This window comes from Sorangiineae bacterium MSr12523 (assembly GCA_037157775.1).
Lineage (GTDB): Bacteria > Myxococcota_A > Polyangia > Polyangiales > Polyangiaceae > Pendulispora > Pendulispora brunnea.
The window spans coordinates 904,034-919,880 of record CP089982.1 but is presented as its reverse complement, the minus strand read 5'-3'; the positions used below and the strand labels follow the sequence as shown (position 1 = coordinate 919,880).

Sequence of the window (15,847 nt, the reverse complement as noted above, 5' to 3'; positions counted from 1 at the left end):
GTGCACACTCCGCGGTTCCGCCTGATCGCAAAGTGGAGCTCGCAGAGCACACTGGGAAATGCGAGCTCACTCTGCCGCGATGAGCTCTTGCCGTCGTGGCGTCCGGATGACCGATAGCCAACGCAGCGCGCTGCCACCGATGATCATGACCACGCAAACGAGGAGCAATGTGGTGACCGACACATTGATATATCCGTTCGTGGCGGTGGCGGGATTGGATGTCATTGGCAAATAGAGCGTGAAAATACTTTGCACGCCCGCGGTGATGGTCGTGGTGGCTACGAAGACGAGCGGCAGGGCAGTCACCAATGCATAGACGCGGCGTTTGGCGTCGCGCAGTAGAATGGTGGTGCCAACGGCGAGGGCGCAACAAGCGAGAAGCTGATTCGCCACTCCGAACATTGGCCAGAGCGTGGTGATGGTGCCGGTCAGGATGAAATACGTCCAACCTCCGACGATAATGAGCGTCGCCAGGATGCCGCCGGCCATGTTCTGCTTTCCACTCTCCGAGCGCACGCCCAATTCGGGACGAAGGCGCCCGAGGAACTCCTGCATCAAGAATCGACCGATGCGCGTGCCCGTATCGATGGTGGTCAGAATGAACAATGCCTCGAACATGATGGCAAAGTGGTACCAATAGGAGAGCAAAGTGGCCATTCCGGGCAGGCCGCTGAAGACGCGGGCCATGCCCACGGCGAGCGACACGCCACCGCCCGTGCGCGCCGCCACGACCTCGCCCGCACTTTGGGAAAGGCCGGGCAGCTCTTTGACGTGCAGGCCAAGTCGCGCGAAATCGGTATCGTCGAGCGTGGTCGCGCGCGGGGCAGTTGGATCGACGTGGTAGCCCAATGCCGCCAAGGCCGGATTGGAGAGCGCCAGCACCTTGGAGGCGGGCACCTTTTTGCCATCGAGCGAGCCAACGGACGCGCCGGGGGCGAGGCCCAACAGCCCGCGATCGTGCTCGTTGAATTGCACGCCCGCCGCCTCGAGCTCGGCCCGCGAACGCGCAAGCCCCTCGTTCTGGCTCGCGCTGGAGGCCACCACGGCAATCTTCGGGTCCGTATTGATGGTTACGTAATCTTCCGGCGGCATGACACACGCCGCAATGAGCGCGGTGATTCCGACCAAGCCCTCCATGAGCATGGCGCCGTAGCCGATCGCCCGGCAATCGGTCTCCTGGTTGACCATTTTGGGCGTGGTGCCGCTGCCCACCAAGGCGTGAAAGCCGCTGATCGCGCCACACGCAATGGTGATGAACACGAAGGGAAAGAGCGGCCCTTTGAGAATGGGCCCACCGCCCGACGCCCATTGGGTCACGCCCGGCATTTGAATGGGCGGATTGACGATGATGACACCAAAGACCAAAAGCAGAATGGTGCCAATCTTGAGGTAGCTCGAAAGATAATCGCGCGGGCAGAGGAGCAGCCACACGGGCAGGACGCTGGCGATGAATCCATAGGCTCCCATGCCGAGGGTGAGCGCCGTCTTGGAGAACTTGAGGTGCTCGGCAAAGGACGAATCGCCCACGGTCTTGCCGAGGATGAGCGCCGCGAAGAGAAGCACGACGCCGAAGAGGGACGCCTCGCGAATGCCGCGCGTGGTGCCGCCGCGAACCTTGTAGATGTAAATGCCCATGGCGAGCGCGATCGGGATGGAGGAGCTCACCGTGAAGACGCCCCACGCGCTCTCCGCCAGGGCGCCGACGACCACGTTGCCGAGACCCGCGAGGGCGATGACGATGATGAAGAGGATGGCGACCGCGGTGACCGTGCCCAGGGTGGGCCCCAGTTCGTCGCGCGCAATCTCCGCGAGGCTCTTGCCTTTGCGCCGCGTGCTGGCCACGAGCACGACGAAATCGTGCACCGCGCCCGCGAGAACGACGCCGAAGAGGATCCAGAGGAAGCCGGGATAAAAGCCGAATTGCGCCGCGAGAACGGGCCCGATCAGCGGGCCCGCCCCCGTAATGGCAGCAAAATGGTGCCCGAAGAGCACCCAACGGTTGGTCGGGTGAAAATTGTGACCGTCGTTGAACTCGTGTGCGGGTGTGCGAAACCCGGCATCGAGGCACAGGACCTTTGCCGCGAGAAATGCCGAGTAGTAGCGATAGGCAATCGCAAGAACCGCAAGGGCTCCGAGCATCCAAAGGGCAGCATGGTGCATGGTAGATAATTCTCTACCACGGTCGGAAAACGCCCTTGTGCGTCAAAGCACGCTCGATTGAATCGCGCCACCAGGCCAGATTGAACGCTCGTTGGCGCGCAAGATACTCAGAGAGGCGCGCACTGCTCAGATTCAAACGCAGGGAAATCTCAGTACACACATAGCCGCCTCGGCGGCAAAGGGCTGGTACATGCGACTCGGAGCGACCATCTTTTCGTTGGGCCTCACGGCCGTGGTGAGTGCAGCGGCACTTGGGGCGGGCTGCAGCAACAGCGACGAGGCAAAGGACGGCACCGATGGTGGCGACGGAGGCCCCATTCAGGCCGATCCGGCGCCGTACGGTCTCGATACGCGACCCGCCAACACCACGTGCAAAGTGCCTGCGCGCCCGCCGAGCACCGCGTCGGTCAAGCTGCAGCAGGTGTTCGCCAACGTGGACGTTGGCAATCCGATGATGATGGCGCAGCTCCCCGGCGATGCCTCGCGATGGTACGTCGCCGAACGAAACGGCAAGATCCTGAGCTTCCCGGTGCAGAATCCTCCGAATACGCCGCGCGAGGATTTGAACATTGGGAGTCAGCTGAGCGATTTGGGAAGCGAAGGCGGACTTCTCGGAATGGCCTTTCATCCCAAGTTCGCGCAAAACGGTTACGTCTATCTTTCGTACACGACGGGCACGGACAGCGCCATCGTCTCCACCATCAAGCGATTCACCAGCGCCGCCAAGAATGGAACGGCGTTCGGTGCGCAATCGGACGTACTTTCGTTCAATCAAGAAGCTCGGGGCAATCACAAGGGTGGGTGCGTCCAATTCGGGCCGGATGGATACCTTTACGCCTCGTTCGGTGACGGCGGCGGCTCCAACAACGAATTCGGGCACGGCCAGGACACGGATACGTTCTTCTCCAAGGTACTGCGCATCGATATCGACAAAGGCAACGGGTACGCCATCCCGAGCGACAATCCCTTCGCGAACGATCCGACGAAGAAGGGGGAGATTTACGCGTATGGCTTCCGCAATCCGTTCCGATTTTCGTTCGATATCGGAAAGCCCGGACGCGAGGGCACCGGAGAGCTCTGGCTCGGCGACGTGGGCCAGGACAATTGGGAGGAGGTCGACAAAGTCCGCAAGGGTGGAAACTACGGGTGGTCCAAAAAAGAAGGGACGCATTGTTTCCCGCCCAATACGACCAATTGCTCCAGCGTAGGGCTCATCGACCCGGTGTACGATTACCCCCAGCCCAATGGCAATGCGCGCGCGGTGACCGGCGGGCGCGTCTACCGCGGCAAGGCCATTCCCGAGTTGGTGGGGAAATACGTTTTCGCGGATTCGTCGTCGGGTGAAGTGTGGACGTTGAGCTTCGATGCGACGAGCGGAAAGCCCGTCGTCGTCAAGATCAACGACTCGGGTACCGGCGGCACGTTCACGTCGGTGAACGAAGACGCCGATGGAGAGCTTTACCTTACGGCATTGGGCAACAAGATCTACAAGGTCGTGCCCAATGCGAAGCCGCCGGCGTCGACCTTCCCGGAAAAGCTTTCGCAAACGGGGTGCGTCGATCCGGCCAATCCCAAGAACCCGGCGGCGGGGCTCATTCCCTACGGCGTCAATAGTCCGCTCTGGTCCGATGGCGCCGAGAAGGAGCGGTACCTCGCGCTTCCGGATGCGGCGAAGATTCACGTCAATGCCGACGGCGATTTCGATCTTCCCAAGGGCACCGTTCTCGTAAAGACGTTCTCCATTGGCGGTAAGCGCGTCGAGACGCGTTTGTTCATGCGCCACGACGACGGCGACTGGGGCGGTTATTCCTACGAGTGGAATGACGAGCAGACCGATGCGACGTTGCTCGCCTCGAACAAGTCGAAGCCGCTGGGCAGCCAGACCTGGTATTATCCGAGCCGCTCCGATTGCGTGTCGTGCCACTCCACGGCCGCGGGGCGCTCGCTCGGGTTGGAGCTGGGGCAGCTCAATGGCGACTTCGTGTACGTCTCCACGCGGCGGCTTTCCAATCAGCTCGCGACGTTCGATCACATTGGGCTGTTCGACGCGCCGCTCGGAGGCGCACCCGAGACACTTGCGAAGTTCCCCAAGCCCACCGATGAGGGCAACCTAGGCGATCGCGCCGCGTCGTACTTGCACGCGAATTGCTCGTTCTGCCACCGCCCCAACGGCATCGGCGGCGGCGGAACGGATTTCCGTTATGCAACGACGTTGCCCAATCGAAAAGCGTGCAACGCCAATCCGGAAAACGGCAATCTAGGCATCGCGGACGCAAAGATCATCGCGCCCGGCGCACCAAAAAAGTCGCTCGTCTCGGTGCGGGTGCACACCCTCGACACCTCGAAGCGCATGCCTCCGTTGGCCACGAGCCTCGTCGACGACCAAGGCGCCAAAGTCCTCGACGACTGGATCCAGGGCCTCACGACCTGCACCCCCTGAGATAAGAAGAAGAGAGAATTCACATGAAGGCGGGAAGGCGGGAAGGCGGGAAGGAATTTTTGATTGAGAAAACGTGAAGAACGGAAACCTCTCAAACCTTCCCGCCTTCCCGCCTTCATGTGAAATTCTCTTCCTCTAGAGATGCAGGACGCCTTCGGCCGTGATCACGCCGCGGCCCGCGAGGCGGATGTCGGTGCCGTTCACCGAGATTTCGAGCTTGCTGGGCGGCCCATGGCGTAGCCCTGTTCGATGACCACGGCGAAACGCATGCCCCCGTTGGCCACGAGCCTCGTCGACGACCAAGGCGCCAAAGTTCTCGACGACTGGATCCAGAGCCTCACGACCTGCACCCCCTGAGATAAGAAGAAGAGAGAATTCACATGAAGGCGGGAAGGCGGGAAGGAATTTTTGATTGAGAAAACGTGAAGAACGGAAACCTCTCAAACCTTCCCGCCTTCCCGCCTTCATGTGAAATTCTCTTCCTCTAGAGATGCAGGACGCCTTCGGCCGTGATCACGCCGCGGCCGGCGAGGCGGATGTCGGTGCCCTTCACCGAGATTTCCAGCTTGCTGGGGCGGCCCATGGCGTAGCCCTGTTCGATGACCACGGCGAAACGCATGCCTCCGTTGGCCACGAGCCTCGTCGACGACCAAGGCGCCAAAGTCCTCGACGACTGGATCCAGAGCCTCACGACCTGCACCCCCTGAGATAAGAAGAAGAGAGAATTCACATGAAGGCGGGAAGGCGGGAAGGAATTTTTGATTGAGAAAACGTGAAGAACGGAAACCTCTCAAACCTTCCCACCCTCCCGCCTTCATGTGAAATTCTCTTCCTCTAGAGATGCAGGACGCCTTGGGCCGTGATCACGCCGCGGCCGGCGAGGCGGATGTCGGTGCCCTTCACCGAGATTTCGAGCTTGCTTGGGCGGCCCATGGCGTAGCCCTGTTCGATGACCACGGCGAAACGCATGCCTCCGTTGGCCACGAGCCTCGTCGACGACCAAGGCGCCAAAGTCCTCGACGACTGGATCCAGAGCCTCACGACCTGCACCCCCTGAGATAAGAAAAAGAGAGAATTCACATGAAGGCGGGAAGGCGGGAAGGAATTTTTGATTGAGAAAACGTGAAGAACGGAAACCTCTTAAACCTTCCCGCCTTCCCGCCTTCATGTGAAATTCTCTTCCTCTAGAGATGCAGGACGCCTTCGGCCGTGATGACGCCGCGGCCGGCGAGGCGGATGTCGCTGCCATTCACCGAGATTTCGAGCTTGCTGGGGCGGCCCATGGCGTAGCCCTGTTCGATGACCACGGTGGAACCGTCCGGGACGATGCCCCTTGCGACGAGTTGGGCGGCGAGGGGGCCGGCGGCGGTTCCCGTGGCGGAGTCCTCGACGATGCCCGCGGTGGGGTTGAAAAACCGCGCGTAGGCCGTCGAGGAAGCATCGACGGGATCCAGCGAGAACACATAGCAGCCCTCGCCACCGGCCTGGTGCAGCGCGGAGAAAAGCTTGGCCGAGTCGGGACGGATCCGGTCCACGATGCGGCGATCGCGTAGGGGAACGAGGAGGTGCCCGGCGCCGGTGGAGACGACCTGCGGCGGGAGGCGGCGAAGATCGATGTCGCCCTCCTCCACGCCCAGTGCCTCGGCCAGCGCGCGCGCGTCGGCGACGGTGGCACCGAAGACGGGAACCGAATGCTTCATCACGATGCGCTGCACCTTGCCGGCGTCGTAGGTGACGTCCACCGGCAAGACCTCATCGCCGATCTCCTGGTGAAACGTCGTGCGCGACCCTTTGCCTTCGACGAAGCCTCCCGCCGTGAGGAGCCACCACGCCCCGAGTGCGTTGTGCCCTGCCCCGAAGACCTCCGTACCGGGCGCCGTGAAGGAGCGCAGCCGGTACGTTGCCCCGGGGCGTGTCGGTTTGAGGATGAACGTCGTTTCGGCCTGATTGAACTCCCCCGCGATACGCTTCATCGTGGCCTCGTCGAGCGCGTCGGCGTCGAGGACGATGGAAAGAGGATTTCCCTCCAGCGGCGCGGAGGCGAAGACATCGACCCAATAGAACTTCCTATCCATCACGGATACGTAGGGCCCGCCTTCGTAATATCAAGTTATACCGCAAACACGGATCGCCGTCAGCCGGGCGGCCAGGCCAGCGGCCGTCCACCCAACACGTGCAGATGCAGGTGAAAGACGCTCTGGCCCGCGTTTTCACCGTTGTTCACCACGAGACGGTAGCCCTCCTCGAGTTTCAACGTCTCGGCGACGCGACGGCCGGCGAGCATCACCTGTCCGAGCGTGTTCACGTCTTCGTCCGTCGCTTCGCCGATGCCGACGATGTGTTTGCGCGGAATCACCAGCACGTGCGTCGGCGCCATCGGCCGAATGTCGTGGAACGCCACGACGTGCTCGTTCTCGTAGGCGAGCTTCGCCGGCACTTTACCTTCAACGATGTTGCAAAATAGGCAGCCCATGGCCGCGAGCATACCTGCCTAGGTATCGCCCGGCGCAAGCTTCATCATGAAGAGCACGGGCCAGCCCAGGTATTTCGCGGCGCGCGGCACGCTCGAGGCCAGCTCGTCGCCGACGGCGTGTTCGGAAAGATGCAGCACGCGCAGCCCCGCCCCGAGTGCGCCCATCACGTAGTCGCTGATCACGTTCGGGCTGCTTTCCGGCCGGGTCTCCTGCCCCGTCTTGGGATCCGTGAAGCGCGCTTGCACTCCGCGCAGCATCATCGCCGGGTGCATCACTGAGACGACGATGAAGCCATCGCGCTTGCAGATGCGCCCCAGCTCGCGAAACAACGCCTCGAGCCGCGCTGTCGGCACGTGGTCGAGCACGAGGCAGTTGATCACGCGGTCCATGCTGCGATCGGCCAGTGGGAGCGGCGTCGCAATGTCGTGCACCACGAAGGAGATGTCGCCCACGGTCGCTTTCGCCTTGGCGCGCCCGATCATGCCCTCGGAAAAATCGAGGGCGGTCACGTGCGCCCTCTCCGCTGCCAAGCGCACGGCGTGGCGGCCCGTTCCACAGCCCACGTCCGCGACGGCCAAGCCGCGAACATCGCCAAGGTGGCGTTTCACCTCGGGTTCCTCCAACAAAATGAGCGGATTTTGTTCGGTGTCGTAAATCTCCGCCCAGAGATCGTACCCGTCTCGCGTCGATAAAATGCGCGGCGCCGCGCTCGGTGTCGTACTCATGCCATGCATAATATTCGATGATACGAATGGATGTAAATAGACCTCCTGAAGGCGCCCGCCCGCTAAGCTAGGTCCCGTGCGTACGCATCCTTCTGGTTTCGTTGGCTTGGCCCTCTTCGTGGGGCTCGTGGCCGGACTCGGTCTGTCGTTGCCGCTCGCGCGCGGACAGGCGCGCAACCCGACCATCTCCGTGAACGAGATCAAGGAAGGGATGAAAGGCTACGGCCTCACCGTCTTCCGCGGCACCGTCCCCGAGCGCTTCGACGTGGAAGTCGTCGGCGTCCTGCACAACTTTCGGCCGTCGCAGGACCTCATTCTGATCAAGACGCCCCACCCGCGTTTGAACATCACACGCAACGTGAAGGGCATGAGCGGAAGCCCCATCTACCTCGATGGTGGACGGCTCGCCGGCGCGTACGCGTACAGCCTTTCCAATTTTCAGGCGGAGCCCGTGGCGGGCGTCACGCCGATTGCGCCCATGCTCACGGAGATGCAGCGCCCCATTCCGCCGGGCTTCTGGCCCAGCGATGGCCGAGCGCCCCTCCCCGCGCCCGTGCGGCCGGTGTCTCCGCGGCGGGCCTCGCTCGATTCGAACGGCTTCGAGGGTGCGCCCGGTGGGTACAACCTGCTCGCGCACGCGGAGCAGATGGCCAAGCGCGTGGCCCGCGATCGATCGGGGCCGGTGCCCACGGGCACGCCGCTTCTCATGGCCGGCGTCGGCGATCGCGCGGCGCAACTGGCGCGCAAGCTGTTCGAGCCGCTCGGGCTCGAGCCGATGGCGGCCGGCGGCGGTCAGAGCCCGCAGGCCGATGCGCCCCAGCACTACGTCGACGGCGGCGCCATCGGGGTGCAGCTCACCACGGGCGACGTCTCGCTCATGGGCCTGGGCACGGTCACGCACGTGCAGGGCAACAAGCTCGTCGCCTTCGGACACCCCATGTTCAACGCCGGCGACAGCGCCCTGCCGACCGCCATCGGGCGCGTGCTCTGGATCTATGCCAGCGAGCAACACAGCTTCAAAGTGGGCGAGGCGGTGCGTCCGCTCGGGGCGCTGGTGCAAGACCGGCAGAGCGCCATCGTCATCGACGAAAAGCAGTCGGGCCCCACGTTCCCGGTTCGCGTCGAGGTGAAGGGCGTCGAGGTGGCCCCGCGCAAGGTGTGGAACTCCGACGTCGTGGAAGAGAAATTCATGAGCCCCGGCCTCATGGCCACCGTCTTTGGCTCGGTGGTGGAGGCCACCATCAGCGAGCGGCGCGACGTCACCTGGCAGCTGCACTCCAAGGTGAGCATCAAGAACCACGGCACCGTGGAGTTGGACGACTTCGGCGTGGCCGTGGGCGGCTTGCCCGAGGCCGGCGAATGGGCGGCATCCCGCGCGGTTCGTGCGGTGGGCGATGTGCTCAACAACCCGTGGGAGCCCGCCCGCATCGAGCGCGTCGAGTCGACGCTGAATGTGCAGTATACACGCGACTTGTGGCGCCTGCGCGGGGTCGAGCTTCTCGACGACGAGGTGGACGCCGGCCAGCGGGCGCGCATCACCCTGCATTTGAGCCCCTTCGCCGGGCCGGACGCGGTGCGCACCATCGAGGTGACCATGGCGCCCGAGCTGGCGGGCCGCGATGTCGAGCTGGAGATCCTGCCCGGTTACGAGGTGACGCCCGAGCTCTCGGCGCCGGAGAATCTGACGCAACTCATCGCCAACGAGCCACGCCAGAGCGTGATGCCCAAGAGCATCGTGGTCCAGTACCGCGTGCCCTCGCAGGGCGTGACCTACCGTGGCCACGTCGCCGCACGCCTGCCCGACTTCGCCCTCGATGCGCTCCGCCCCACGCATGCCAGCGTGGGCCCCGATCCATTCAACAGCTACGTGCGCACCGTCATCCCCATGGACCGATACATCGACGGGCACGACCGCGTGAAGGTGAAGGTCCGCGAGAACCTGCGGTGATGAAGCGCGCGCTCGTACTCTGCCTTCTCTGCGCCGCTTGCGGCAAGGGAGCCGGCACGAACGAGCCCACGAGCGATTCCTGCGACGGGCGCCGCGAAACGGCACGCAAGCGAGTACAGGACGCCGTGGAGTACCACCTGCAGTGCTCCTCGGACACGGACTGCACGCAGGTGGAGTTCGCGACCCGCTGCTTCGATTCGTGCACCCGGGCCGTCAACACGCAAGGCGTCTCCGCCGTTCGCGAGGCCATTGCGCGCGTCGACCAGACCGTGTGCGCCACGTATGAGCAGGATCACTGTCCGCTCGTCCACCCACCGTGTATGCAGGCGACCGCCATCTGCAAACACGGTTACTGCCGCTGAGGAGATTTGCCGCGCACGAGCGGCACCGTGGCAAGCTGCCACAGCCATCGCGCTGGCGACTGAACGCGAATTCATCGAGAAATCGGCTGCTGGAATGGGCACGGGGGCTGCACCTGGGTGACGTCCCCATGAGTTCCTCGAGCGTGTTGCAGCCATCTCCCGCATTCGTCGTCGGCATCGGCGCGTCCGCCGGCGGGCTCGAAGCTCTCGAGCGCTTCTTCGACAGCCTGCCCAACGACACCAGCATGGCCTTCGTCGTCGTGCAGCACCTTTCACCCGACTTCAAGAGCTTGATGGACGAGCTCTTGGCACGGCACACCGAGCTGCCCATCTGCCTTGTCGAAGATGGGATGACGATCGAACCGAACCACGTCTATCTCATCCCGCCCAAGAAAGAGATGATCATCTCGGGAGGGAAACTCCTGCTCAGCGAGCGCGATCGCCAGCAGGAGCTAACCCTGCCCATCGACGTCTTTTTCCGGTCGCTCGCCCAAGATTGCCGCGAGCGCGCGGTGGCCATCGTGCTGTCGGGCGGGGGCACGGATGGCTCGCGGGGCATCCGCGACGTGTTCGAATCGGGTGGACTGGTCATCGTGCAGGACGAGGAGAGCGCGCAATTCGATGGCATGCCGCGAACCGCGCGGGATGCCGGCGTGGCGCACTGGGTGCTCGCTCCCGGGGAGATGCCGCGTGTTCTCATCGAGCATGCCGCGCGCCCGAAGGGTCATCCGCTCTTGCCAGAGACACCGGGCACGTCGCCCAAGGGGCTCCAGGCCATGTATCGGCTGCTGGAGCAAGAATTCGCCATCGACTTCACGCATTACAAACCGAGCACGGTGACCCGGCGCATCGAGCGGCGGCTGCAGCTCGCGCGCGCCGAGCACCTCGATGGCTACCTGGAGCGGCTCAAACGAGAGCGCTCGGAGCTCGACGTTCTCTACCGCGATCTCCTCATCGGCGTGACCCGATTCTTCCGCAACGAGGAAGCCTTCGAGGTCCTGGAAAAGCGCGTCCTGCCGGAGTTACTGCGCCGCGGGCCACAAGATGCGCCGTTTCGCGTGTGGGTCGCCGGCTGCGCGACCGGCGAGGAGGCATACTCGCTGGCCATCGTGCTTCACGAGCTCACGAGCCGCATGGGCAACCGGCTGGTGAAAATCTTCGCCACCGACGTGCACGCAGGCTCCCTCGAGATCGCCGCGCGCGGGCTGTACGACGAGGAGGCGATCAAGAACGTCGCCCCGCAGCGCCTCCAGCGCTACTTCCTGCAGCGCGGGAAAGCCTTCCAAGTCGTGCCGGAGATTCGGCAGATGCTGGTCTTCGCGCAGCACAACGTCATCAAGGATGCCCCCTTCACCCGCGTCGACTTCGTGAGCTGCCGCAACCTGCTCATTTACCTGCAACCGGCCGCGCAGCAAAAGGTGCTGAGCCTCTTTCACTTCGGCTTGAATCGAGGCGGCATCGTCTTCCTCGGGCCCAGTGAATCGCCAGGGCCCTTGCTGCACGACTTTCAGCCCGTCGACCGGTACTGGCGCATCTTTCAAAAGTACAGCGACGTGCGCATCCCCGTCGAACCGCGCCTCAAGCCGCCGAAGTTCGCCGAGACGTCCCTCGCATCGACCGCATCGATGCCCGGGTTTGGCCGTCAATCGTTCTCGCACTTGCTCGGCACGTACGATGCGCTGCTCGACGAGTTCATGCCTGCGAGCTTGCTCGTGAACGAGCGCGGGGAGTTGATCCACGCCTTCTCCGGCGCGAGCCGCTTCTTGAAGCGTCGCGACGGCCGGCAGGCGCTCGACATTCTCGACATGGTGGGCCCCGAGCTGAAAATGGTGCTCGTCGGTGGGCTGAAACGCGTGCTGCAGGAGGCGTCGCCCATCGTCTTCAAGGGCGTGCGCGTCGACGAGGTGCAGGGGCTCTACAAGATTACCCTGCGCCAGATCCGCAACCGCACGGGGAGCCTGCCCAACGTGCTCATCTCGTTCGAGACGGCGGAAGCGCCGCTCGCGAATGCGCCGCTCTCTACGGAAATCGACATGGGGCGCGTCGACGAGGCGCACCTTGCCGCGATGGAGGCGGAGCTTTCCTCGACGAAGGAGAACCTGCAGTCGGCCATCGAGGAGCTGGAAACGAGCAACGAGGAGCTGCAGGCCGCGAACGAGGAGCTCCTCGCCTCCAACGAGGAGCTGCAGAGCACGAACGAGGAACTGCAGAGCGTGAACGAGGAGCTCTACACGGTCAACGCGGAGTATCAGCGCAAGATCGCCGAGCTGACCGAGCTCACGAACGACATGGATAACCTCCTCGCCAGCACCGACGTGGGCGCCATCTTTCTCGATCGCGATCTCAAGGTGCGCAAATTCACCCCGCAGATTGCCGAGAAGTTCCATCTGTTGCCGCAAGACGCGGGGCGCTCGATCGAGACCTTCAAGCACACCATCGATCATCCGGAGCTCATTGCGGACTTGAAACGCGTGCTTGCGACCGGCGAGCGCATCGAGCGCGATCTCACGACCCATCATGACAACGCGTTCTTCTTGCGCATTCTCCCATACCGGGCGAAGGGCGCCGTCGACGGCGTCGTGCTCACCTTGATCGACGTGACCGGCCTGAAAATGGCGGAGGATGCGCTGTTTCACGAGCGCTACCTGCTCAACAGCCTGCTCGGGAGCGTGGCCGACGCGATCTACTTCAAAGACGCGCACGGGCGCTTCATTCGCGCGAATCGCCCCGTCGCCGCCTTCGGGCCGCCGGGTCAGGACGACGAGGTCCTGCGCAGCGGCCAGGCGCAGCACGAGCAACTCGAGCGCCGCGTGCGCGAAGACGGCAGCGAAGCTTGGGACCGCGCAACCCGGCTTCCGCTGCGCGACCGGCAGGAGCGCATCGTCGGGGTCATCGGCATCTTCCGCGACGTCACCGAGCAAAAGCGCGCCGAGGAAAAGATCCGCGAGGCGGTGAAGCGCCGCGACCAGTTCCTCGCCATGCTCTCGCACGAGCTGCGCAATCCATTGGGTGCCATCGTCATTTCGACGGCGCTGCTGAAGGAGACGCCACCCGATGGCGAGGCGCGCGAAAAGCTCGTGCAGATCCTCGAGCGTCAGTCGCAGCAGATGGCGCGGCTCCTCGACGATCTGCTCGAAGCGAGCCGCGTGACGCAGAACAAAATCGAGCTACGCAAGCAGATCGTCGACTTGCGCTCCTCCGTGCGCGATGCGGCCGATGCCGTGCGAAGCATGATGGACGCGCACGAGCTGCGTTTCGACGTGCACATCGATCGCGCGGCGATGCACGTCTACGGCGATCCGACTCGCCTGCAGCAGATCCAGGTGAACCTGTTGAGCAACGCGGCGAAGTACACGCCGCGCGGTGGACACGTGGTGCTGGAGGCGAAACCCGAGGGCGAATACGCGGTCATCCGCGTGCGCGACGACGGTGTCGGCATCGCCAAGGACGTGCTCGACACGGTGTTCGAGCTGTTCGTGCAGTCGAAGCGCACGTTGGACCGCTCCGAGGGCGGCCTGGGGCTCGGCCTCACCTTGGTGCGCTCGTTGGTCGACATGCACGGAGGCACCGTCGCCGCCATGAGCGATGGCGAGGGCAAAGGCGCGGAGTTCGTGGTCCGCTTTCCGATCGCGCGCGACGCGGTGGAGAAGGCGCGGCTTCCCCACAAGCCCACGGTGCGCGCACCCCGAGGCTCGCGCGTGGTCGTCGTCGAGGACAACACCGACAGCCGTGACATGCTGTGCACCTTGCTGAAACACGCGGGGTTCGACTGCCGGACGGCGCACGATGGGCCGAGCGGCATGGCCCTCGTCGAGAACGTGAAGCCGGACATCGCCATCATCGATCTGGGCCTTCCCGGCATGGATGGCTTCGAGATCGCGCGCCGGCTTCGCAAGATGAAGAGATTCGAGTCGCTCTATTTGGTTGCGCTCACCGGCTACGGGCAGTCCGCCGATCGCAAAGCCGCGATCGAAGCGGGGTTCGACGAGCACATCGTCAAACCCATCCACGCGGAGGAACTGTTGCGGCTCTTGACTGCGCGAGACGGCATCAGTCGTTCTGCATCAGCCCCTTGATCTGCCCCGACGGGAGCAGTTTCACCTGGCGTGCTGCAGGCACCTTGGGCAGGCCGGGCATGGTCATCATGTCGCCGGTGAGCGGCACGATGAAACCGGCCCCCGCGCTGAGGCGCACCTCACGCACGCTGATCACGAAGTCGCGCGGGCGGCCGTACACCGTCGGATCATCGGTGAGCGACATTTGCGTCTTGGCCATGCACACCGGCAGCTTGTCGTAGCCGAGCTCCTTGATGCGCTTCAGATCTTTCTCCGACGAGCCGACGAAGGCGACGTCCTTCGCACCGTAAATGGTGCGGGCGATCTTGCGGATCTTCTCGTGGGGTGCATCCTCCAGCTCGTAGACGTACTTCGGCTTGGGCGGGTTCGCATCGGTGGCATCGACGACCTCGGTCACCACGCGCGCGAGGTCGAGCGAGCCCTCGCCGCCGCGGCCGAAGCCCTCGCTGCGAGCCATGCGCGCGCCGAGTTTGCCCGCGGATTGCTCGACCAGCGCGAGCTCCTCCTCGGTGTCGTTGGGGAAGACGTTGATGGCCACGACGGGCGTGAGGCCGTACGCGCCCGCGTTCTCGATGTGCTTCTCGAGGTGCGCGAGGCCCTTTTGCAGCGCCTCGGGGTTGGGCTCGCCCGAGCTCTTCACGGGGGCGCCGCCATGCATCTTGAGCGCACGCAAGGTCGCCACCAAGACGATCGCGCGCGGCCAGATGCCCGCGGTGCGTGCCTTGATGTTGAGGAACTTCTCACCGCCCAGGTCGAACCCGAAGCCGGCCTCGGTGATGGCGTAGTCGCCCGTCTTGATGGCCAGTTGCGTGGCAAGCACGCTGTTGCATCCGTGGGCAATGTTGCCGAACGGGCCCGCGTGCACGAACGCCGGCCCTCCCTCGAGGGTCTGCACGAGGTTTGGCTTGAGGGCATCGCGCAGCACCGCGCACATCGCCGACGCTGCGCCGATCTGCCCCGCGGTGATGGTGTGGCCGTCGTAGCTCGAGCCCACCACGATGCGCGAGAGCCGTTGCTCGAGATCGGCGTAGTCGCGCGCCAGGGCCAAAATGGCCATGATTTCGCTGGCAGCGGTGATGTCGAACCGCTCCTCGCGCACCTTGCCGTGCGACTTGCCGCCCAGGCCGATGATGCATCGACGCAAGAAGCGGTCATTCATGTCGAGCGCGCGCCCCCACGTGATGGTGCGCGGATCGATCTCGCCGGAGCCTTCGAACGTGTCGCGGAAGTACACGGAGTTGTCGACGAGGGCGCTGAGCAGGTTGTGCGCCGTGGTGATGGCGTGGATGTCGCCCGTGAAGTGCAGGTTGATCTCGTCGGCCGGCGTGAGCGAAGCCTTGCCACCTCCGGTGCCGCCGCCTTTGACGCCGAACACGGGTCCAAGCGATGGTTCGCGCAAGGCGAGCACGGCGCGCTTGCCCAAGCGACGCATGCCCATGGCCAGCGCGATCGACGTGGTGGTTTTCCCCTCCCCGGCCGGCGTCGGGTTGATCGCCGTGACGAGGATCAAGCGCCCGGCATTGCGTGAGGCGGCGGGCCGAGCGATGACGTCGAGCGCGATCTTCGCTTTGGTTTTGCCATATGGCTCGATGTCGTCCGGCTCGAGCCCGAGTTCGGCCGCAACTTCCGTGATGGGGCGAGGGGAAAAGTTCGTCATGGCGG

The 15,847-nt window shown here is 64.0% G+C and carries 9 protein-coding genes; 4 read left to right on the top strand and 5 right to left on the bottom strand.

Features of this window, described 5'->3' with window-relative positions; genetic code table 11:
- Positions 1–66 precede the first annotated feature (66 nt).
- Positions 67–2,160, bottom strand: coding sequence for a carbon starvation protein A (locus tag LZC95_03895; GenBank protein ID WXA95980.1), 2,094 nt, complete (start codon positions 2,158–2,160; stop codon positions 67–69).
- Positions 2,161–2,350: 190 nt separating this feature from the next.
- Here LZC95_03895 and LZC95_03890 point away from each other — a divergent pair, with 190 nt between their 5' ends.
- Positions 2,351–4,600, top strand: coding sequence for a PQQ-dependent sugar dehydrogenase (locus LZC95_03890; GenBank protein WXA95979.1), 2,250 nt, complete (start codon positions 2,351–2,353; stop codon positions 4,598–4,600).
- A 1,184-nt stretch (positions 4,601–5,784) separates the two neighbouring features.
- Here the strand turns inward: LZC95_03890 and LZC95_03885 are convergent.
- The 3 genes from LZC95_03885 to LZC95_03875 are packed head-to-tail and all read right to left on the bottom strand — an operon-like array spanning position 5,785 to position 7,799.
- Positions 5,785–6,675: a PhzF family phenazine biosynthesis protein gene (locus LZC95_03885; protein ID WXA95978.1), complete on the bottom strand. Its 891-nt coding sequence runs from the start codon at positions 6,673–6,675 to the stop codon at positions 5,785–5,787.
- A 59-nt stretch (positions 6,676–6,734) separates the two neighbouring features.
- On the bottom strand, positions 6,735–7,073 hold the full coding sequence (locus tag LZC95_03880) for a histidine triad nucleotide-binding protein (GenBank protein ID WXA95977.1): 339 nt from the start codon (positions 7,071–7,073) through the stop codon (positions 6,735–6,737).
- 18 nt (positions 7,074–7,091) lie between these two features.
- A complete protein-coding gene (locus tag LZC95_03875; protein WXA95976.1) occupies positions 7,092–7,799 on the bottom strand; it encodes a methyltransferase domain-containing protein in 708 nt (235 codons plus the stop codon).
- A 76-nt stretch (positions 7,800–7,875) separates the two neighbouring features.
- Between LZC95_03875 and LZC95_03870 the strand changes: the two genes are divergently transcribed.
- The 3 genes from LZC95_03870 (at position 7,876) to LZC95_03860 (ending at position 14,185) form a co-directional block, all read left to right on the top strand.
- On the top strand, positions 7,876–9,747 hold the full coding sequence (locus LZC95_03870) for a hypothetical protein (protein ID WXA95975.1): 1,872 nt from the start codon (positions 7,876–7,878) through the stop codon (positions 9,745–9,747).
- Positions 9,744–10,109, top strand: a complete 366-nt coding sequence (locus tag LZC95_03865) for a hypothetical protein (GenBank protein ID WXA95974.1) — start codon at positions 9,744–9,746, stop codon at positions 10,107–10,109. Before LZC95_03870 ends, LZC95_03865 begins: the two co-directional genes overlap by 4 nt.
- Positions 10,110–10,237: 128 nt before the next feature.
- Positions 10,238–14,185 (top strand): response regulator, encoded by a 3,948-nt coding sequence (locus LZC95_03860; GenBank protein WXA95973.1) that lies wholly within the window; start codon positions 10,238–10,240, stop codon positions 14,183–14,185.
- Here the strand turns inward: LZC95_03860 and LZC95_03855 are convergent.
- Positions 14,160–15,842 (bottom strand): formate--tetrahydrofolate ligase, encoded by a 1,683-nt coding sequence (locus LZC95_03855; GenBank protein WXA95972.1) that lies wholly within the window; start codon positions 15,840–15,842, stop codon positions 14,160–14,162. The two genes, LZC95_03860 and LZC95_03855, sit on opposite strands and share 26 nt — an antisense overlap.
- Between the last annotated feature and the right edge of the window lie 5 nt (positions 15,843–15,847).

Bases quoted from the DNA above. Each gene is read 5' to 3' on its own strand.
- LZC95_03895 (WXA95980.1), bottom strand. From the start codon at position 2,160: ATGCACCATGCTGCCCTTTGGATGCTCGGAGCCCTTGCGGTTCTTGCG.
- LZC95_03890 (WXA95979.1), top strand. From the start codon at position 2,351: ATGCGACTCGGAGCGACCATCTTTTCGTTGGGCCTCACGGCCGTGGTG.
- LZC95_03885 (WXA95978.1), bottom strand. From the start codon at position 6,675: ATGGATAGGAAGTTCTATTGGGTCGATGTCTTCGCCTCCGCGCCGCTG.
- LZC95_03880 (WXA95977.1), bottom strand. From the start codon at position 7,073: ATGGGCTGCCTATTTTGCAACATCGTTGAAGGTAAAGTGCCGGCGAAG.
- LZC95_03875 (WXA95976.1), bottom strand. From the start codon at position 7,799: ATGAGTACGACACCGAGCGCGGCGCCGCGCATTTTATCGACGCGAGAC.
- LZC95_03860 (WXA95973.1), top strand. From the start codon at position 10,238: ATGAGTTCCTCGAGCGTGTTGCAGCCATCTCCCGCATTCGTCGTCGGC.
- LZC95_03855 (WXA95972.1), bottom strand. From the start codon at position 15,842: ATGACGAACTTTTCCCCTCGCCCCATCACGGAAGTTGCGGCCGAACTC.